This is a genomic window from Synechococcales cyanobacterium CNB, assembly GCA_030263455.1.
GTDB lineage: Bacteria > Planctomycetota > Phycisphaerae > Phycisphaerales > UBA1924 > CAADGN01.
Map to the genome: position 1 here is coordinate 27223 of SZOZ01000004.1, position 19128 is coordinate 46350.

Genomic DNA, 19128 nt, shown 5'->3' on the forward strand with positions numbered 1-19128 from the left:
AACTCAGAACAGGAACGTGAACACGAAGTGGAAACGGTTGCTTCCCGACTTGACCTTGCCCTCGATCTCCTCGATGGCGGCGGCCCAGTCCATCCGGACGCTGACGTTTCGGTACAGCAGCAGTTCGATGCCGACGCCCGCGCCGAGCATGTCCTCGTCGCTCTCGAACGCCTGGCGGTCGCTGTTGACGACGCGCGCGGCGTCGACGAACCCGCGCAGGATGAGGTCCCAGTCCGGCCTGCCGTAGGGCTGCTGCGGCGCGTATCGGAAGGGGCGGCCGAAGAGGGTTCGCGGCTCTTCCTCGACCTCGAAGGCGCGGGGGACGTGGAAGCGGTACTCGGCCGAGGCGATGACAACGGTGTCGCCCGCGGTGATGGACTCCGGGTATCCGCGGACGGAGTAGAGACCGCCGGCGACCTGCTCGGCGTTGGGGATGAGGCGGTTGTCAAAGGCGTACTGGCCGCGGACGCCGAGCGCGATCTCGTGGGCGAGGGTGCTCGTTCGCTCGCCGTCGCGCCCCGTGATGAGCGGCTCCAGGAAGAAGGAAGTGCCGAGCGACCACTGGAGCACGACCCAGTCTTCGTCCGGGGCGAGTCGGCCGAGTTTGGTCATCTCGTCCGCGCCGGCGCCGGAGACATCCGACATGGAGAACTCGATTGCGAGCTGGCCTTCGAGAGTCCACTCGTCCGTGCGCCGTTCGGCGCGGACACCGAGGCGCGGGATGAAGAAGTCCTCGCGTCCCTGGATGGAGACGACCTCGTTGTTGACTTCGACGTTCTCCCATCGTGCGCCGCCGAAGAGATCGACGAAGAGTTGGCGTTCCTGGAGGACGTTGAGGATGAGTTCGCCGCCTGCGGTCCAGCCCTCGCCGGTGAAGCGTTCGCCGGCCTGGCCGACGTCGGAGGCGGTGAACTTGCTGTAGCTGCCGAAGACGCGCCAGCGGAGGCGTTCGAGGCGGCCGAGCGGCGCCTCGTAGGAGCCGACGAGAGCGTGCGCCTGGGAGAAACCCGCGGTGATGTACTCAACGGTGAGGATGTCGTCGTTGTTGGTGAGTTGGTTGTGGATCAAGCCGAAGCGTTCGCGCCAGGTGTCGGTCTCCTTGGTGCCCGTGTTCGACAGCTGGAAGTAGACGGAGAGCGGCCTGCTCTCGGCGACGAGGTAGTCGAGCGCGGCCTCGCCGGTCTCGAAGGCTGGGGCGACGGCGATATCCACGCGGCGGCCGGGGTGGCGGTTCAGGCGCAGGGTGTAGGCGTCGAGGAGGTCGCGGCGGATCAGGTCGCGGCGCGGCTCGTCGGCGGCGTCCCCGGCAGGCTCGCCCTCGGCTTGTCGGGGCCGCCAGGGCTGCACGGGCGAGTTGTCGCGGATGCGGGCGTGGGCGGGATTGTTCAGGCGTTCTTCCTTCGGGAATCTCGTGCCGGACGCGATCGAGCGGACCTGCACGACGATGCCGGTGTAGATGTCGAGGGTGAGCGACTGATCCAGGTCGAGGTCGCGCAGGTCCTCGTTCGTTTCGCGGTCGATCTCCTCGTCGCTCGGCGCGACGATGACACCGATGAGGCCGCGCGAGCGGAACTCCTCGAAGATGACGGTCGCAACCTGATTGATCGCACTCTCGGAGACCTCGCCGACGCCGAGACCGCCGATGTCCCGGACACGGATGCGCACCGTCTCGATGCCTTCGCGCGGGGCGACGTAGGCGCCGTCGTCGATCCCGAGATCGACTTCGAGCGCGTACAAGTCGTCGAGCGCCGGGTGCTCCGGGTGTTCGCGGAAGTAGCGCAGGCGGAGTTCGCTCACCGGATAGAAGAACTCGGCGAGGGGCGGCGGCACTTCGTTACCCGGCTGGGGCTGCTGTTCCGACGCGGGCTCGTCAACGGGAGGATCCGCGTCCTGTGCGAGCGCGGCGTGCCGGCCCAGGACCATCAGCCCCACCGCGCAGAGCATGGCGACACACCGGCCCACCCCTGAGAACCGATGCCGATCGTGTTTCATCGTCCGCCCCGTGACAGAGGAACCACGCACTCGCGGAGCCTGGGGTCCGCGGGCAGCCTCCCGACCGCCCGCTCAAGGTATCAGCGGCCTCTTCTGCCCGCAATACCCCCCTCCCGCGATCGTGGGAGGCGACTCACGGCTTTGCCGCCGCACGGATCGCCTCCTCGACGCCGGCGACAAAGTCTGATTCGAGCGTGTAGGGCACCTCGGTGGTGAGCGGAACAGCGGACTCGGACGCCTGCAGACAGAAGAACTGCTGCGGGGTGGGGTCGCCGATGACGGCGTCCACCCACTTGTGTCGCATGGGAAGGAGCAGGAGCATGGGAACGGCTTCCGCCAACTGCGAGGCGAAGAAGCGCGACCAGAGCAGAGCCGATGCAACGGGCGAGTCGCCGCAACGCGGGACGCGGAGCGACTTGGCACGCATGGCGGAGGCCGCGCGTGCGCGTGTCGTTGAGCCTCCCGCGCCGAGGGGCCGGAACGCGGAGAGCTCGCGTTCGATCTCGTACATCAGCCTGTGCATCCCGATCCGGCCCGGCCCGAGTTCCGGACGCGCGGCAAGCTCGACGACCGCGGGCTGTGCGTGCTCCGCACGCGAGGACTCCGGCGGGGACTGGTCCGATCGCTTGGCTGCGGCGCGGCGGAGATCGTCGCTGAGCCGAGTGAGCGCCTCGGCGACCGCGGCGCGGTCTCGCGCCTGAACACACTTGCCCTCGAACCATTCGAGGCGACGGACGACCTTGTCGAGCGACCATTCGAGAGGCGCGCCGGTGCAATGGGCGGCGACGACCATGGGGTACTGCGACCGGCCTTTGCCGTCGGTCGACGACCAGAGACGGCCGACGACGACACCCCTCGGCAACCGCCAGACAAAGACGTGACGGAAGCCCTCGACACGCGAGGCGCTGTCGAGGCGTTCCCACGCGCCGGAGTCGATGTTGTTGGCGATGCCCTCGGTGTAGAGTCGACGCTTGACCCAGGCGAGTTCCTCGGTTTCGAGCGGGAAGTCTTCGATGTGATCGTCCCAGCCCGGGTGCTTGCCGAAGACGGTGAGCCGCACCGACGCGCCCCCGCCGTCTCTGCCTCCGATGAGTTTTCCGAGCCGTTTGAGCATTGTTCCACTCGCTGCCCACGAACGCTCGATCACTCCGGCCACGAGGACTCCGAGGGCCACTGCGCGGGATGGGGCAAGGACCGATTCGGGCGCAGGCCGATGCGAACAGGGATGCGTGAGTCGGGATCACCGGTTCGTCGTGCGAGGATGATGACGCCCCAGGCGCCGTCGAGCCCTTCGCCGTGCAGCGGCTGCCCCCCCCACGAAGCGATCGCCCCGAGCATGGTCCATGGCGCGGGGATGATGGCGGAGGCGACAGCGGGTGCGCCGTCGGCCTCGTTGTCGTAGAACCTGACCTCGATCTCGCCGCCGGGGACGACGATGCCGCCCACCGTGTCCGTCGGCGCGCCGGGGACCAGCCGGAACCGGGATCGCCCGTCGGGGTTCGTCTTGCGGATGCCCGCTTCGAACAGCCCGAACGCTTCAAAGGGGGGGAGGCCGTCGGGATGTTGATCCGCGGGGAGCGCGATGACCTGGAATGAGAGCGGATCGTCGTGTGCGTGCAGGGCGTCGAGGATGGCGCAGAGTCCCTGGAACCACGCCTGGCCGCGCTGCCCCGGAAGAACGACGCCGCCTCGCATGCGCTCGATCTCGCGGTCGATGTCGGGCAGGTTCGTTCGCGCGCCCTCGGCGAGTGTGCGTGCGCCGGAACGATCCGCCGGAGAACCGGCGATGGCGGCACGGACGTCGTTGGCGGCACGGAACGCATCCGCGACGCGGCCGGCATCCAGGGTTCGGTCGGAGTCGCGGCAGAGCGGGATGCCGCGCGAGACGCGGAGCAGGTCGATGGCGGCCCGTGATTCGGACTGTCCCGATTCAGCGAGGGTCCGCAGCGCGGCCATCCAGACGCCTTCCCAGTATCCCGCGTCCTTCCCGCCGACGAGGAACCGCGTGGTCAGTGCGTCAGGCTCCAAGGCGAGCACGGCCTGGCGGGCCTTCTCGGGGTCGCCGCCGAGCGATACCCATTCCCGAACCCCTTGCTCGCAGCGTTGGACCAGCCCATCCGTGGCGAGCCGTGCGCGTGCATCACTCGCCAGAAGCGAGGCGTCGGCGGCTCGCTTGCGGGCCTGCTCGGATGCCCACGCGGGCACGCCGCTCAAGGCCTGCTGCGCGGCTTCCGCGGCGGCACGCAGGGCGTTGCACACGTCGATGGCATTGAGGCGTGAGAGCGAACCGTGGGCGCTGTTCCAGTCAGCCCGCACGCCGAAACTCACGGCCGACGCGGCGGGCGCCTGCATCGCCCAGTACGCGACGTAAGCGTCGGCGTAGGCGGACGCCGCGTCCAACAGATCACGGGCACGCGCCGACAGCTCACCGCCCGCCAGCAGCACGGAGCCGTCTGCGTGGGTGAGCGAGACGATGTCGGAGACCGTCTCGAAGAGCCACGCCGCGGCCTCGGGATGGAACTCCGGATCGTGGGCGCCGTCCTGCACGGGAGTCAGTGGGATAGCCGCGCGTGGAAGGGGAGTCAGTCCGGCGGCGCGCGCGGCGACGAGCGAACGAAGCCGATCCGGGCCGCCGGAGAGAGAGACGAGCGCTGCGTCGATGGCGGCGTTGCGCTGGCGCTTCGCTGCTGCGTCGAGGGTGGCAAGGAGGCGCTGCTGCGCCCCGTTGAAGCCCGCCTGGGCGATGGATTCGCGGTCTTGCCGAGTGCGCCGCTCGATCTCCGCGAGGCGTGCGCCGAGATCGGTCGGCGTGCGGGTCTCCGCGAGCGCGAGCGAGTCGGCAAGGCGAGCCAGCGCGAGCCGACGGCGTTCGAAGACGGGCAGTCCGCTGCCGTCGGTGGCGAGATAGCGCGCGCCGGTTCCGCTCAGGGCCTTCCGGAGCCTCCCCGCCTGCTCGGCGAGTTCGGAGTCGAGGAGCAGGGTTCGCCCAGTCGAAAGTTCGCCCTGGAGAGCGGCAAGATCGGGAACCCTGCCCAACTCGGCTTCGAGGGGGGTGAACGCGAGACGGATGCGCTCGCGGAGAGACTGCGCCTCGCGCTCAGCCGCAGCGAGAATGGTCTCGGCGTCGTCCGCGTTGAGCTGTGCGAGAGCCTCCGCGACCGCGCGGGCGGACTCGTCGCAGCGTTTGGCCGCGTCCGCCCAGGCCCGTGCGGCACGATCGAACTCCTCCACCGAGCCAGCACGGGCGACGCTCTCGTCCGCGAGGATGGCGGTTTCGGCGCGCTCGAGGGTCTCCAGGGCGTTGGCGAGTCGGTCCACTCCGGCGACGCCACCGGATCGCACTTCGGCGCGCCACCGCTCGACGAACCGCTGCACGCCTGCGGTGAGGACGGCGACCGTCTCGGGCGTTCCTCGGCGCAGCGCGGGGGGGGGCCACGGCACGCCGCCGCCCGTCGGACTGTACGACCACGCGATGGCCGCGGCGGACTCGCCGATCGCCTTGGCCGCGCTTTCGGCGTCGTCCGGCGTGTCGGCCAGTGCGTAGCGGGCCAGAACACCGAGATCAAGCCCCCCCCCACTTCCCATGAGCAGGCCGGCTTCGACACGGATGAGCTGACGCAGGGCGAGGGTCGAGTCATCGGTCCACGACTCCGCGGTCTCGGCGGCCAGGCGACGCCGCGCGGCATCCACGACGGGAACGATCGTCGATCGCTCGACAGCGACCCGGAAGGCGCTGCGGCGCATCTCGTCGAGGTCGCCGAATCCGCGCGCCACCGGCGCAAAGATCGCGGGAACGCTGACCTCGCGCTCGACCCAGGGCAGAACGTCCGGCGCAAACCGGGCCACGGCGGTTCGCACCGGGCCGAGGCGGAGTTCACGGTCGCCATCGTAGTCGAAGCCCGGGCGGCCGCCGCTCCGCTCGACGACGATGGTCGCGGGAGTGCGGTCGCCCTCGGGCACGAACTCGGCGCGGAGGTCCGACCAGAGTCGCTGGTGCCCGTTGAGCGTCTCACGGAATCGCTGGCCGGACACCCATGTGACGGCGATGGCGACGAGCACGGCGGCAAGCCCCGTGGCGAGCACCGCGGTGCGCCGGGCGCGCTGGAGTCGCTGCACGTTGGTGGCGCGGGTGACGAGGCCTCGCTCGCGGAACACTTTCTTGAGGAACAGTTCGCGGAGGAAGTATGAGCGGTCTTTCTTCCATGCGCGGCCTTCGGGGAGGTGGTCCACGGGGATGCCGAGTGCTTCGGCGAGGTCGGCGTCGAGCGCGGAGCCGTCTCGCATCGCCGAGGTGAAGTAGATGCCGCGCAGGAAGGGAGGCTCTCCCCAGACGCCGGAGACGAAGATGGATTCGAGGTATCGCTTGAGGCGCGGCGCCAGCTGCATGACCGCCTCGGGAAAGGCGTAGAGCGCGTCCACCTGGTCGAAGCGTCGCGCCAGGGCGTCCTCGGTGTGGACGGGGTCGAGGAGGAGGCCGAGGCGGCGTCGCCGGAGCCGTTGGCGCAGGCCGTCAAGCAACCGATCGACTCCGTCCGGCTCGAACGGCTCGCCGAGGGGCGCGGGGTTGGACCAGCCGAGAATCTGGTGCTGGAGGAGGGGATCCTTGATGGAGTCGAAGAACTCTCGGAAGCCGTTGATGAGGTCGGCCTTGGTGACGAGGAGAAAAACCGGGAAGCGGACGCCGAGCGCCTGCTGAATGACGTTGAGTTGGGCGGCGATGCGGTCCGCTTTGTGCGCGATCTCCTCGCCGGAGTCCTTGATGAGGCTGTCGGCGGGCAGGACGAGGAGCAGGCCGTTGATCGGGCAGTTCGGGCGCGCGGAGCGGAGCATTTTGAGGAACTCTGTCCACTCGCTCCCTGTGCCCGGCTCGATGTCTTCGAAGATGAGCCTGCCCGCGGTGTCGAGGATCACGGCGTTGCTGGTGAACCACCAGTTCATGTTGAGCGTGCCGCCGGTGCCCTGGAGGGTGTTCTGGAGGCCTGGGGGGAACCCGACGCCGCAGTGCCGGACGGCTTCGGTTTTGCCGGAGCCGGGCTCGCCGACCATGAGGTACCAGGGAACGGAGTAGAGGTCCTTGCCGTGCTGACGGAAGACTTCGATGCCCTCCTCGAATCGCTTGCGGATGTCTTCGAGACGTGCGCGCCTTGCGGCGTCCGCGCCGGCGCGCGGAGTCACGGTGGCGGCGTCGCGCAAGCGTCGCTCGAATGGCCTGCTCTTGCGTCGCTCGCTCCATTTGACAAGCCCTCGATAGGCAAGGAGCGTGACGCCGAGGGCGGCGCCGAGCAACGGGACTGCGAGCAGTCCCTTCGGGCCGACCAGGACGAGGAGGACGCCGCCCATGCCGCCGATGCAGGCGATGGCAAGGCCGATCTTGAGGGGCAGGAGGTTTGGCGCGTTCGCCTTCTTCCTGCCCTTTGCACCGGACTTTGCGGGGGTATTGGGCATCCGGGAAGACTCCGGCGGGATCAGCGTCCCGCGTCACTTCGCGCAGCGGCGATCGCCGCGAGCGATTCGCGGAGTTCCTGCGAACCGCTGGCATACAGATAGCCGTTCACAACCAGCAGAGCGGCGATCAGCCCGAGAAGGACGAGCACGATGGCCACGAGCGGCCGACCGGCAGGCTCGATCAGGTCCGTGCCGTCCACGTTCTCGTAGGCTTCGGGGCAGACAGGAGCGGAAGGGTCAGCGTCCATGATCGGGCGGAGGCGTGAGGAGACTTCAACCATGACGCGCCGGAGCTGGTCTGGGGATCGCCCGCCTGTGAAGCCCAGCCCGAGGCAGGTGTAGAGAACGGCGAGTCGCTCGATTCCGAATGGGCCTTTGTCGCGGAGCGCCTCCTCGAGGAGCACATAGAAGACGCGCGAAGCGTCCGGATCGGGAAGGGACGCGGCCATCGGTTCCCAGGTTGAGGCGAAGGGGAGCGCGCTGCCCCGGATCACTTCGTCGGCAAAGAAGAGGAGCGCGGGTTCGATGCGGTCGTACTCGGTGGCGAGCGGCCCGTGTCGGAGGACGCGGCCGCGGATTTCGGAGAGCAGGCCGCGGATCTCCGTCCGGACGACGGCCTCGTCCGGCGGCGCGCCCTTTCGTGCCGACCGGTTCAGTCGGCAGACGTACTGGAAGTACGGCTCGGTGAGTTCGAGAAGTTTCATGCGTCGGCACCGCTGGCGGCGACCTGGCTGCGTGCTCCACCGGCGAGCATTGCCTCCACGTATTCGGTCATCGATCCGAGCATGGAGGCTTCGAGTTGGTCCTCGTCGTATGCGCCGGCGAGTTCCTTGTAGCGTCGCCAGCACGCGGAGTCGCGGCCGAACCCTCCGGCGGAGACGCCGTCCTCGATGCGCTCCGGCCCCAGCCTCCCGAGTTCGCGCACGGCGAAGTGCCCGACCTGCGAGACGGACGAGAGGAGCGAGAAGACGAGCATCCGGAGGCGTTCAACCTCGGCGTCGGCTGAAGCACCGCGACCTTCCAGATCCGAAGCGACGGCCTCGGCAAGTCCCGCGCCGCGGCGAACCGTGCTGGTCGGGGCCATCTTCTTCCACGTTCCCCACGCGATCTGGTCGAGGCCGTACGCGAGGCGGAGGAGCGTGCCCGCCAGAGCGACGACTCGCTCGGGTCGGATGTCGGCATCGGGGCCGAGACGAGCGGCGACGCGGAAGGCACGCATCGCATCGCCCATCGAGTCCACGCGACCGGAACCGTGCGCTTCGCTCATGGCGGCCTCCCGCCGGGGCACGCCCCGGCACGGGGATCATACAGCCACACTGCCGCAGGGTCCGAAAGGATGGGAGACCTTCCGTTCGGCGCGGTTTGTGCAGGCTGTCCGCTCGCGCGGCATGAGGAGTCGGGCGGAGGGGCGAGCACGCTGCAAGTCAGGAGCATGGGCGGCCGAAGGATCGACAGACATCCCGTCCCCGGACGGTCCAGAAACGGCGCGGCTCCTCTCGACATCGCCCACTGGCTTCGGAGCACACCATGAAGCGCCCCGTCCGTTCGTTGACCCTTGCGGCCGTCGCCGTCGCCCTCGCGGCCGGCTTCGGCTGCTCGTCGTCATCCCACTCCAGCGCACGTGTCTCCGGCCCCGTGGCGAAGGATTCGCGTGCCTCGCTCGGTGCGGGAGACGCCCTCGGGAGCGCGCTCTTCGGTCCGCGCAGCGGGACTGGTGCGCGGATCGCCACGGCCCGAGACTGAAGACTGCCGTCAACCGCCCAGATCGAGGCGTGCGTCCCGGATAGCCTGCGCGAGTTGCGCGGCGAGGGGCACCTGGGCCTCACCCGCGCTGAAGGCGAGACGAAACCCGACGTCGGCGTAGGTCGCGTCCGCGGACTGGCGGGCGGGTATCTCGTAGGCGTGGTCGAGAGCCAGCTCGGGGGGGGACATGGATGAGCCGCCGATGACGCCGAAGCGCGTGCCCCCGGCGTCCATGAGGACGAACTCCGCGACGTTGCCGATGAGGTGCCTGAGCGTGCGTCCGTAGCCTCGATCGACCGGTTGGAACCAGAGGGCGCCGTCGTCGGTCTCGTAGGCGCCTGCTTCCGCGCCGCGCGCGACTGTCGTGCCTTCGGGAACGAAGACGCCGTCGTCCGGGTAGCGGAAGTTGACGCGCACCACACCGCGTGCGATGCGATCCGCGATGACCCTGGCGACGTGGTCCCGCTGGAGTGCGAAGGCCCGATCGCGGAGATTCCAGCGCGAGGGATCGGGGTCTTCATACCGCCGGAGTGCGGCGACCCACTCGGACTCGGTGGGGAGGCGGCAGTTCAGCGCCTGGGCGAAGCGCAGCGCACCGACGGGGGTAACGTGCTGGACAGGGTGCAGTTCGGTTGTCCTGTGCGCCGGCGCGATTCGGACCGGGTCGGCGGGATCGCCAAGGCCCGGCGCGTACTGAGGTGTCGCGGCCGAGACCTCGACATTCTGAGGGAGCCAGTCGTCGCGCAGCGCGGTCTGGCCACGCTTCCAGACCAGGCCGTTGCGCGGCTGCGCGGGCCATGACCAGAGGCGAGGGCCTGACCAGACGTCGTTGTTCTGAAGCGCTGTCGGCACGAGCAGCGGGGTGATCTCGGTCCATTCATCCGGCCCGAGCCATGCCTGCATCAGCGCGAGCGAGACCTCCTCGGTGGCGACGTAGACCGCTTCGCCGCTGACGTCCACGCGGACGAAGGACAGTTTCGGAACCGCGCCGCGCGAGCGCGACCGGCGTTCGCCGCGCCATTCGAACGAAACGGCCTCGTCACGGGCGTCCGGCGCCGCGTGCCAGCCGAGGGTGCCCGGCCCGACCGCGGCGAAGTTCACGCGGGGGGGGCCTTGCTTCCATGCCAGCACGGCGCCCTCGACGGCGGATGCGGCGTTCAGCGCGTCGGCGGCCCCGGCGAAACCGCCTCCGAGGGCGCGCATCGCCGGGACGAAGACGGCGGCCGCTCGCTCGGCGTCGTCGTCCGGCGGCCGTCCTGCGAGCGAGGCGCGGAACCTGTGGAGCGTGATGTTGTATCGGGTGCGCGCGTCCAGCCGCCCCTCGACGACTGCGAAGCCGTCGAGCAGTTCGACACACGAGGCGAAGTCGTCCTCCGTGCGCACCGCGGCGGCGCACCGCGACCAGCGTTCGTGCCCCTGCGCGTCGAGTTCGGCCTGCAGGGCGCGTCGCCGCGTGTCATCGGCGACCGACGCGATGGAAGCGGCAACGTGCGCACGTGCCCCCCCTTCCTCGACCAGTTCGGACACTCTCGCCGGCCACGCCGGCGCGGTCAGGTCGCCCAGGCGACGCCAGGCGGCGTAGGAAGCTGCGGGCGATTCGCCACCCGTCCTGGCCACGCGGCTGAGGAGGGCACGGTCGGACTCGGTGCCGAGCGTGCGCAGTTCATTGACCCACGAGAGAACGCGTGCGAACGCGCGCCGCCCGTTGATCTCCTCGAACTCGGGGCGTGCCATGCAGGCGGCGAGCGCGGCGGAAGCGGAACGGGACGAACCGGCCGGCTCGTCGAGCAGGTGCAGGTGCTGGACGCTTCGCTGGACTTCGAGCATCTCGCCGAAGATCGCCTGAACGGCATGACGCCACTCTTCGAGCGCGGCGACGCTTTCGCGCGCGACGCGCAGCATCTCCTCAGGATTGGCGTACGCGCCGTTCTCCCAGCGGGCGACGCGAAGGGCTGGCTCGGCCGCGCTGCCGGCGCGGACCCGGACGGCGTCGAGCAACGGCACGCTGTCGTACAGCAGCGACTCGGGCGGGTCGAGCCTGACCGACCCGGCCGCGGCTTCGACCAGCCCCCGGAGCGCGGCGTCGAGGGCGTCGAGTCGCGCACGGAGCGTGCGATAGTCGCCCGAGGCATCGTACTCGGCCATCAGCTCGTCGCGGCGACGCGCCCACTCCGTGTCCAGGATGGCGTTGTTCAGGCGTCCCGAGGCCGTGCGCTCGCGCCGCACCCACGCTCGCTCGAGAGCGGCGATCTCCTCGGCCACGCCCGAAACCTCGCGTTCGAGCGCCCCCACCTCGCCGTCGACCTCGCGGACGAGGCTGAGGACACGCTCTCGCGTGAAGGAGTTCCACGCCATGCGCCCCGCCTCGTCGGCGCGATCGGTGATCGACGCTGCACGGTCGGCGAGGGCGTCGATGCGAGCGCGCAGTCCGGACTCGGCATCCGGCGAGCCTTTCGCGCTGTCGAGGCCGCGCAGCACACGGTCGAGCCGGGCGATGGCCTCCCACGATCGCGTCGGGTTGGACTCGGGTGGGAGCGCCCGGAACTCCTCTCGCGACGCCTCGGAGACGAGTTCGGCGAAGAACGAGGCATCGGCTGATCGCTCGCCGGCACGGAGCGCCTGGACGAGGCGCGAGTGCTCGTCGAAGGCGGCACGGTCGATCGTGGGCCAGGACCGCTCGACGAATGACGCGAGTCGGTCGGCGACGGCGGCGTATTCGCGCAGGGCGCGAGCGAGGCGCGTCAGGGCGTCGTCGCCGGAGGCGGCTTCGTCGAGCGCTCGGCGCGCGGATTCGCCGAAGTCGGCGAAGCCGGCCGCGCCGGTTGATGAGGCGGCCTTCGCGCCCGCCTCGATGCGCACGAGCGATGTCTCGATCAGTTCAGACAGTGAAGCAGCGCGGAGGGCACGGTCGATCCGCTCGCCCAGCCCGGGGCCGGGCGGCGAGCGCAGCCCCTCTGCGAGTCGGCGGACGTCGGCCGCCGGGCCTTCCCAGCCGCGCGCAGAGAGCGTGGCGGCGGCGGATTCGAGCGAGGCTGGCAACGCCCAGTCCGGGGACGCGAGCGCATCCGCGATGGCGGTCATGGCCTCGTGCGCTTCGCGCGTATCGCGCCCGTAGCCGCGCGTCTGCCTCGCGGGAAGATCGATGAGTTCGCGGCGAGCAACGACACCGCGCCTGCGTGCGATCTCGGCCGGGTCGAGCGCGCGCCGGTTCTGCAGCACGGGCAGCACCCGCGTCCGCAGATGCCCGTCCGCCTGCCAGAGGGCACGGGCGTCGGCGTCGAGCGACGCCACGGTGTCGCTCAGCGGCAGGAGCCAGTCATCGCAGGCCTCGCAGAGTTCACGCCACTGCACGGGGTCGAACGGGTTCAGAGCGCGATCGACGATGACATAACCCTGCCACCCCGCGACGGCGAGGACGAGCGCGGCCGCGACGCCGATGCCCGATTTCACGCGGGCGCGCTTGCGTCGGCTCCATGGCGCCGGGACCGATTCGACGGCGGCGAGAATCTCCTCGATGCGCAGCGATCCCACGGCGGCGTTGGGGTCCAGAAGCCGCTCGCAGATGCCTCGCCAGGCCTCTCCCACGCCGCGGCCGAGCCGGTCCCATGCTTCCGATCGTTCGATGGGCCAGCCGCCGAGCGCGGCGAACTCGCGGTGGAGGACCAGCCGGTGGATGAGGCGGCCGAGTGCGACGAGGTCGGCGTGCTGCCCCCCCCTCGGCGGGTCCGGGGATGGATCGCAGAGGGCGACGGCGGCGGGCGTCCAGGCGTTGCGCGTGGCGAGCAGGACGTTGCCGGGCTTGAGGTTGCCGTGGCCGCGGCCCGCGCCGTCGCGCATTTCTCGCAGTGCGGCGAGAACGCCGAGGACGATGCCCTTCAGCCAAGGCGCGCTCTCGTCGTTGAAGATGAATCGGCCAGCAGCGAGGTCCGCGGCGGAGCGCGGTCGGAGCGACCACGCGACGAAGGCGCCGCCTTCGAAGCGGCCGTAGTCCTCGACGTTCGCCCAGTGCTCGCCGCCGGAGGCGCACGCGAGGCGCTGCGCTTCGGCTGCCTTCAGGAAATCGACGGCCAATGCCTCGGCACGCTCGGGGCCGAGCACGTCGTCCGGCCGCTCCATCCACTTGACGGCGTAGCGGGCACCGCCTGCATCGCCGGCGCGCGTGGCGATGGAGACGGTCCAGAAGCCTCGGCGGTAGAGGTCGCGTTCGATCTCGAATGATCCCACCCGCCTCATGCCGCCTCCCGGGCGGGGCGACATGATGCCCCACCTCTCCCCACTCGTGCGGCGGGGCCTTCAAGACCCCGGCTCGGGGAGTCTACCTCAAGGTCGCGACAGTCGGAGGGGCCTGGCACTCGAGTTTCCCTACCATGCGCCATGCCCGAGGTGGACCCGATCTTCGCTCGCCTTGAGTTCTCGCGGGAGTGCGCGCGCGAGGCGGGCGAACTGACGCTGCGGGCGTTCCGCTCGCGCCGGTTCGCGGTGGATGCGAAGGACGACGGCTCGCACGTGACCGACGCCGACCGCGACGCCGAGACGCTCATCCGCGATGCCCTCGAACGGGTCTTCCCGGACGACGGCGTCTTCGGCGAAGAACACGGCGAGCGGCCGGGGACTTCCGGATACCGATGGCTCATCGACCCCATCGACGGCACGGCGTCGTTCGTGCACGGCGTGCCGCTGTACGGGACGCTCATCGCGGTCGAGCGGGACGGCGCGTCTGTGGCGGGCGTGATCCATATGCCCGCGCTGGGTGAGACGGTGCACGCGGCACGCGGGCACGGCGCGTGGCACACGACGCCGGAGTCGCGCGAGGCCGCGCCGGCACGGGTCTCGACGACACAGACGCTGCGCGAGTCGCTGCTGGTCATGACGGCGTTCGATTACTTCGCGAAGGCGGGCCGGGAGGCGGTGTTCGCGCGGCTGGCCCGGGCGTTCGCCCGCACGCGGGGGTGGAGCGATTGCTACGCGCACCTGCTCGTGGCGACCGGCCGCGCGGAGGCGGCGGTGGAGCCGTCGATCAAGCCGTGGGACGTGGCGCCGATGACGGTGATCCTGGAAGAGGCGGGCGGGCGGTACACAGACTGGCACGGCCGAGCGTCGGCCTACGGGCCGGACGGGGCGTCGACGAACGGGCTGATCCATGAGGAGTTGCTGGCAACGCTGCGGGTGGGCGATCCTCGCACCGGTCGTTACGGATAGTCCTGCCGCGTCGGCCTGATGAGTGCGTCGCAGACGTTGACGGCGGGTGGGCGGCTGACGATGAAACTGACGAGTTCGGCGACGTCCTCGGGGGTGAGGACGGGCCCGATGCGGTCCACGACGCCGGCGAACCAATCCTCGGCGTAGCCGGCGACGCCCTGGAACTCGGAGCGAACGAAGCCCGGCTCGATGAGCGTGACGCGGACGCCCTTGGGCCCGATCTCTCGGCGCAGTGCCTCGGCGAGCGAGTTCACGGCGAACTTGGTCGAGCCGTACATGGAACTGAAAGGGGAGATGTGGCGGCCGACGTTGGAGCCGATGACGACGATATCGTGGGCTTCCTGCTGCCAGCCGGGGCCGTTCTCGATATCGGCCAGCAGGCGAGCGGCGGCCTCGCGCATCAGGCGTGCCGCGGCGAGAAGGTTCGTGCGGATCATCCCCTCCCACTGCTCGGGGTCGGACGTGGTGACGGAGCCGTTCAGGCCGCGGCCCGCGTTGACGACAACGAGGTCGGCCTCCGTGCCGAATCGCCGGCGAGCGGCGTCGAACATGGCGTTGATGACCGCGGGGTCCGCGGCGTCGCCGGGGACGATGGCGGCACGGTCGGGGCCGATGCGGGCGGCGACCTCGTCGAGCTTCGCCTTGCGGCGTGCGTTGAGCACGACGCGCGCGCCGTGTGAGGCGAGGTCGCGGGCGATGGCCTCGCCGATGCCCGCGCTCGCCCCGGTCACTACCGCGATCCGCCCGTCAAGCCGCTCGTGCATCGCTGACTCCCTGTGTTCGCCGTTGGGTGGCGGATTATTCACCGCCGAGAGACAGAGAGCGCAGCGCGAGAACGGTGGGGAGACAAGCAGCGCAGAACGGTGCCTGCAAGGCCCGGCCCCGGGAGTGGGAGCGCCCCGCGCGTTGTACGGCCGCCGCCGACTACACTGCTCGACCCGTTGTCAATCCCCCACTTCGTCACTCCGCCTCTTCGCCGCTTACTCCCGCCATGTTCGGCTCGCACCTCTCGATCGCCGGTGGCATGACGAACGCTCTCCACGAAGCGGAGCGGCTCGGGATGCAGTGCGTGCAGGTCTTCACGAAGAACCAGCAACAGTGGAAGGCGCCTCCGCTGGACGGCGCACAGGTCGCGGACTGGACGGCCGAGGTCGCACGGCTCGGATGGCGTGAGCGCACCGTCAGCCACGCCTCGTACCTCATCAACCTCGCCAGCCCGGACGCGGACCTGCACGCGAAGTCCGTCGACCTGATGCAGGTCGAGATCGAGCGGTGCGAGGCTCTGGGCATTCCGTTCCTGGTCCACCACCCCGGGGCCGCGACGGACGGCGAGACGGACGCTGGGCTGTCCCGCATCGCCCGGGCGTACCGCGAACTCTTCCGACGGACGAAGGGGTATCGCACGGTGTCGTGCCTGGAGAACACGGTCGGGTCGGGGACGAACCTCGGGCGGACCTTCGAAGAACTGGCCCGGCTCCGGTCGATGATCCTCGGCGAGGGCGTGGACCCTGCACGGGTCGCGTTCTGCTTCGACACCTGCCACGCGCACGCGGGCGGGTACGACCTGTCCGAGCGCGAGAGCGCAGCCCGGGTGCTCGACGATTTCGACTCGATCTGCGGCGAGGGACTCATGCGCGTGGTCCATCTCAACGATTCCAAGGGAGCGGTCGGCAGCCGCCTCGACCGGCACGCCCACATCGGCGAAGGGACAATCGGCGGCTCGACGCGGGCCGACCGGCTGGCGCGGTCCGGGTTCGCGGCGGTGGTGAACCGTCCCTCGCTCCGTGCCGTACCGAAGATTCTCGAAACCCCCAAGGGGAACTCGCCCAGGGGCACGCCGCACGACACGATCAACCTCCGCCGGCTGCGACGGCTGCAGGAATCCTGAGAGAACCCGAGGCGCCACCATGAGACGATCGAACTCCCGCGTTGTGGCCGTGTTGCTCGCGTTCGCGGCGGCCGGGCCGCTGACGGGTTGCTCGGGGTGGAAGCGAGAGCGCGCGGAGGCGCTGGCGCGCAGCGCAGCGGAGCGCGACAAGGCCGCGGAGGCGGCGGACCTCGGCCAGCGTCTTCGCGAGCAGGGGCTGGACGAGGCCGCGCTCGCGGAGTTCGAGCGGGCGATCGCGATCAACCCGACGCTGACGGTGGCATACCTCGGCGCCGGGGAAATCTATCGGCAGCGTGGCGACTACAACACCGCCGAGCAGCGTTACGCGGAGGCGGTGCGGCTCTCTCCGTCGGACTTCGACGCGAACTATGGGCACGGGCTGACGCTGCAACTGCTGAACCGGCTGAGCGAGGCCGTGCGGGCGTACCTTCGTGCGCTGGCGATCCGGCCGATGGACTTCGCCGCCAACCGCGACCTTGGCACGGCGTTCCTGCAACTCGGCGAGGCGGCGCAGGGCCTGCCGTACGCGGAGCAGGCGGTGCGGGTGGACCCGTCCGACGGTCCGGCGCGGGTCAATCTCGGCGCGATCTACGCCGCACTGGACCGGCACGCGGACGCGATCACACAGTACCACTACGCGGCGGAACTGATGGTGATGTCGCCTGAGATCATGCTGAACCTCGCCGATTCCTACGGCAAGGTCGGACGCTACGACGACATGGCGGCGACGCTGCGAGAGGTCATCCACCAGCGGCCGAGCGCGCAGGCTCACGAGCGGCTCGGGTCTGCGTACTTCCGTGCGGGGCACTACGACCAGGCGCTGGCGTCTTTCCGAGCCGCGGTCGCCATGGACCCGAGCCACTACCCTGCGCACAACGGCATCGCGGTGTGCCTGCTGAACAGGTACCTGTGGTCGGACCGGACGGACCGGGCCGCGTTGGACGAGGCGCTGGACGCGCTGCGGCGTTCGCTGCGAATCGAGCGGAACCAGCCGAAGATCGTGGAACTGCTGACGCGGTACGGATGACGCTTTGCGCGGTCACTCGTCGTCGTCATCGCCGCGCATGTCGTGGTACTCTTCGGTCCACCCCGCCTGGATGGCTTCGAGGATGCGTTCGTTCACGGGGTGGGCGGGGTCTTCGAAGAAGCCGGGCAGCGTTCGGACCATATCTCGCAGGTGCACGAAGCCGACGGTTTCCGGGTCCGTGTCGGGGAAGCGGCCGGCGAGTTCCTCGGCGATGCGGTCCACGTCCAGCCAGTGAAAACGGTCGCTCATCGGTGCGCTCTCCTCGCTAGTGCGGCACTTCCTTCACCGCGTTCCGGTTCCATGCCGGAACGCGCACGATGATCGGGCCTTCCCCCTCGATCTCGCACTGGCAACTCAGCCTGCTGTTGCGCTGCAGGCCGGGCGCCTCCTCGACGCGGTCCTCTTCGGCCTCGGTGGCCTCGGAGAGCGAGTCCATGCCCTTCTCAACATAGACGTGGCAGGTGGAGCAGGCGCACACGCCGCCGCAGGCGTGCTCGATGTTGATGCCGGCCTCGATCGCCACTTCGAGCAGGTGTTCGCCCTTGGCGGCGAGGACGTCCCACTCGGCCTTCTCGGTCCCTGTGAGGCCCTCCGGGTCTTCGAGCATGAACTTGACGGGCACGGTCGGGGGGCCGTGGTCGTGGTCGGATCGTCGCAGGTGCATCGAGTCGCGCTCCTGAATCAAGCATGGATGCTGCGTCTTAGACTCATTCCACTGTAGGCCGCCCTCCCTATGACCCCGAACACCGGGTGCAACCCAGCCCGGACCTATCCTTTCCTCCCCATCATGCCCGCGCCCGGCCCAATCCATGCCCTCCCGGAACTCTCCGTCGTTGCCCCGGCGCACAACGAGCGGGAGAACATCGCGGAACTGGTCCGCCAGATCGAGGCCGCCCTCGCCCCGGCAGGGATTCGCTACGAGATCGTGATCGTGGACGACGGATCCACGGACGGCACCCGGGCAACGGTAGAGAACCTGATGCTGGATAGGCCCAGCCTGCGGTGCGTGTCCATGCTGCGAACGCCGCCCGGCAAGGGCAACGGCCAGTCGGCGGCGTTCCACGCGGGGTTTCGGGCAACGCGAGGGCCACTCGTCGCGACACTCGACGCGGACCTGCAGAATGACCCGGCTGATCTTCCCGCAATGCTCGATCTCATGCGGTCGTCGGGCGCGGACCTCGTGCAGGGGGATCGCTCGCGGGCGCGGCGCGATTCTGCGGTGCGTCGATGGGGATCGGTGGTCGGGCGAGTGTTCCGGCGATGGCTGCTCGGGGACACGATCCGTGACACGGGCTGCTCGCTGCGGATCATGCGGCGCGAGGTCGCCCTCGCACTGCCGCTCGAGTTTCGCGGCGCGCACCGGTTCATCCCGGTGACGGCGCGACACCTCGGCTACACGGTGGTCGAGATGCCTGTAAACCACAGGCCGCGTGCGGCGGGCGAGACGAAGTACGGCATGGGGATCGCGCAGCGGGCGATCCCCGGGCTGATCGACTGCTTCGCGGTCCGGTGGATGCGATCGCGCCGGAGGCCGGTGGAGTGCGTCGAGGTCGAGCGAGCCGCAGGTTCCGCGCCTGTCATCGCCGCGCGGACGCCCCAGGAGGCCTCGCGATGAAGCCGGGGCCGGTGATCGCGATGGTCGTACTGCTCCTCGTGGGCGTGTGGCTGGTTCTGCAGCCCACGCTGCGGAAACTCAAGCGCATCGACCCGGAGGCCGCACGGATCGAGCTCTCGCTCGGGGCGGCCCGGGTCGGCGTCGAGCAGCGGGCGAGCGACGCGGGGGGGTTCGAATACCACTTCGTCGGCGACCGTGACCTCGAAGCCATCTCCTGGA

The 19128-nt window shown here is 69.9% G+C and carries 14 protein-coding genes; 5 read left to right on the forward strand and 9 right to left on the reverse strand.

What is annotated here, in order from left to right:
• Nucleotides 1-3: 3 nt before the first annotated feature.
• The 5 genes from FBT69_05265 to FBT69_05285 all read right to left on the reverse strand — a co-directional run bounded on the left by FBT69_05265 (nt 4) and on the right by FBT69_05285 (nt 8704).
• Nucleotides 4-1992 (reverse strand): hypothetical protein, encoded by a 1989-nt coding sequence (locus FBT69_05265; GenBank protein ID MDL1904211.1) that lies wholly within the window; start codon nt 1990-1992, stop codon nt 4-6.
• A 133-nt stretch (nt 1993-2125) separates the two neighbouring features.
• Entirely contained in the window at nt 2126-3106 is a 981-nt protein-coding gene (locus FBT69_05270; protein ID MDL1904212.1) for a hypothetical protein, read from the reverse strand.
• A gap of 29 nt (nt 3107-3135) precedes the next feature.
• Nucleotides 3136-7437 carry a hypothetical protein gene (locus FBT69_05275; GenBank protein MDL1904213.1) on the reverse strand — a complete coding sequence of 1434 codons (4302 nt, stop codon included), beginning with the start codon at nt 7435-7437 and terminating at the stop codon, nt 3136-3138.
• Nucleotides 7438-7457: 20 nt separating this feature from the next.
• Nucleotides 7458-8141 carry a DotU family type IV/VI secretion system protein gene (locus FBT69_05280; protein MDL1904214.1) on the reverse strand — a complete coding sequence of 228 codons (684 nt, stop codon included), beginning with the start codon at nt 8139-8141 and terminating at the stop codon, nt 7458-7460.
• On the reverse strand, nt 8138-8704 hold the full coding sequence (locus tag FBT69_05285; GenBank protein MDL1904215.1) for a hypothetical protein: 567 nt from the start codon (nt 8702-8704) through the stop codon (nt 8138-8140). The genes FBT69_05280 and FBT69_05285 overlap by 4 nt, the downstream gene beginning before the upstream one ends.
• 260 nt (nt 8705-8964) lie before the next feature.
• Between FBT69_05285 and FBT69_05290 the strand changes: the two genes are divergently transcribed.
• Nucleotides 8965-9180, forward strand: a complete 216-nt coding sequence (locus tag FBT69_05290; GenBank protein MDL1904216.1) for a hypothetical protein — start codon at nt 8965-8967, stop codon at nt 9178-9180.
• Between the two features lie 9 nt (nt 9181-9189).
• On the opposite strand, the gene FBT69_05295 is transcribed toward FBT69_05290, so the two are convergent.
• On the reverse strand, nt 9190-13413 hold the full coding sequence (locus FBT69_05295; GenBank protein MDL1904217.1) for a hypothetical protein: 4224 nt from the start codon (nt 13411-13413) through the stop codon (nt 9190-9192).
• Between the two features lie 141 nt (nt 13414-13554).
• Here FBT69_05295 and FBT69_05300 point away from each other — a divergent pair, with 141 nt between their 5' ends.
• Nucleotides 13555-14379, forward strand: coding sequence for an inositol monophosphatase family protein (locus FBT69_05300; protein ID MDL1904218.1), 825 nt, complete (start codon nt 13555-13557; stop codon nt 14377-14379).
• On the opposite strand, the gene FBT69_05305 is transcribed toward FBT69_05300, so the two are convergent.
• A complete protein-coding gene (locus FBT69_05305) occupies nt 14370-15143 on the reverse strand; it encodes an SDR family oxidoreductase (protein ID MDL1904219.1) in 774 nt (257 codons plus the stop codon). The genes FBT69_05300 and FBT69_05305 overlap by 10 nt on opposite strands.
• A gap of 227 nt (nt 15144-15370) precedes the next feature.
• Here FBT69_05305 and FBT69_05310 point away from each other — a divergent pair, with 227 nt between their 5' ends.
• Nucleotides 15371-16267, forward strand: coding sequence for a deoxyribonuclease IV (locus FBT69_05310; GenBank protein MDL1904220.1), 897 nt, complete (start codon nt 15371-15373; stop codon nt 16265-16267).
• Between the two features lie 19 nt (nt 16268-16286).
• The gene (locus tag FBT69_05315; GenBank protein ID MDL1904221.1) at nt 16287-17294 is read left to right on the forward strand and encodes a tetratricopeptide repeat protein; all 1008 of its coding nucleotides are present in this window, start codon (nt 16287-16289) and stop codon (nt 17292-17294) included.
• Nucleotides 17295-17306: 12 nt separating this feature from the next.
• On the opposite strand, the gene iscX is transcribed toward FBT69_05315, so the two are convergent.
• Together iscX and FBT69_05325 are read right to left on the reverse strand one after the other, a co-directional pair.
• Nucleotides 17307-17543 (reverse strand): Fe-S cluster assembly protein IscX, encoded by a 237-nt coding sequence (iscX, locus tag FBT69_05320; protein MDL1904222.1) that lies wholly within the window; start codon nt 17541-17543, stop codon nt 17307-17309.
• Nucleotides 17544-17559: 16 nt separating this feature from the next.
• Nucleotides 17560-17901 (reverse strand): 2Fe-2S iron-sulfur cluster binding domain-containing protein, encoded by a 342-nt coding sequence (locus tag FBT69_05325; protein MDL1904223.1) that lies wholly within the window; start codon nt 17899-17901, stop codon nt 17560-17562.
• Nucleotides 17902-18081: 180 nt separating this feature from the next.
• On the opposite strand from FBT69_05325, the gene FBT69_05330 reads away from it, so the two are divergent.
• A complete protein-coding gene (locus FBT69_05330; protein ID MDL1904224.1) occupies nt 18082-18909 on the forward strand; it encodes a glycosyltransferase family 2 protein in 828 nt (275 codons plus the stop codon).
• Nucleotides 18910-19128 lie beyond the last annotated feature (219 nt).

Coding starts and splice junctions, on each gene's coding strand:
- FBT69_05265 (MDL1904211.1), bottom strand. CDS start 1,992: ATGAAACACGATCGGCATCGGTTCTCAGGGGTGGGCCGGTGTGTCGCC.
- FBT69_05270 (MDL1904212.1), bottom strand. CDS start 3,106: ATGCTCAAACGGCTCGGAAAACTCATCGGAGGCAGAGACGGCGGGGGC.
- FBT69_05275 (MDL1904213.1), bottom strand. CDS start 7,437: ATGCCCAATACCCCCGCAAAGTCCGGTGCAAAGGGCAGGAAGAAGGCG.
- FBT69_05280 (MDL1904214.1), bottom strand. CDS start 8,141: ATGAAACTTCTCGAACTCACCGAGCCGTACTTCCAGTACGTCTGCCGA.
- FBT69_05285 (MDL1904215.1), bottom strand. CDS start 8,704: ATGAGCGAAGCGCACGGTTCCGGTCGCGTGGACTCGATGGGCGATGCG.
- FBT69_05290 (MDL1904216.1), top strand. CDS start 8,965: ATGAAGCGCCCCGTCCGTTCGTTGACCCTTGCGGCCGTCGCCGTCGCC.
- FBT69_05295 (MDL1904217.1), bottom strand. CDS start 13,413: ATGAGGCGGGTGGGATCATTCGAGATCGAACGCGACCTCTACCGCCGA.
- FBT69_05300 (MDL1904218.1), top strand. CDS start 13,555: ATGCCCGAGGTGGACCCGATCTTCGCTCGCCTTGAGTTCTCGCGGGAG.
- FBT69_05305 (MDL1904219.1), bottom strand. CDS start 15,143: ATGCACGAGCGGCTTGACGGGCGGATCGCGGTAGTGACCGGGGCGAGC.
- FBT69_05310 (MDL1904220.1), top strand. CDS start 15,371: ATGTTCGGCTCGCACCTCTCGATCGCCGGTGGCATGACGAACGCTCTC.
- FBT69_05315 (MDL1904221.1), top strand. CDS start 16,287: ATGAGACGATCGAACTCCCGCGTTGTGGCCGTGTTGCTCGCGTTCGCG.
- iscX (MDL1904222.1), bottom strand. CDS start 17,543: ATGAGCGACCGTTTTCACTGGCTGGACGTGGACCGCATCGCCGAGGAA.
- FBT69_05325 (MDL1904223.1), bottom strand. CDS start 17,901: ATGCTCGAAGACCCGGAGGGCCTCACAGGGACCGAGAAGGCCGAGTGG.
- FBT69_05330 (MDL1904224.1), top strand. CDS start 18,082: ATGCCCGCGCCCGGCCCAATCCATGCCCTCCCGGAACTCTCCGTCGTT.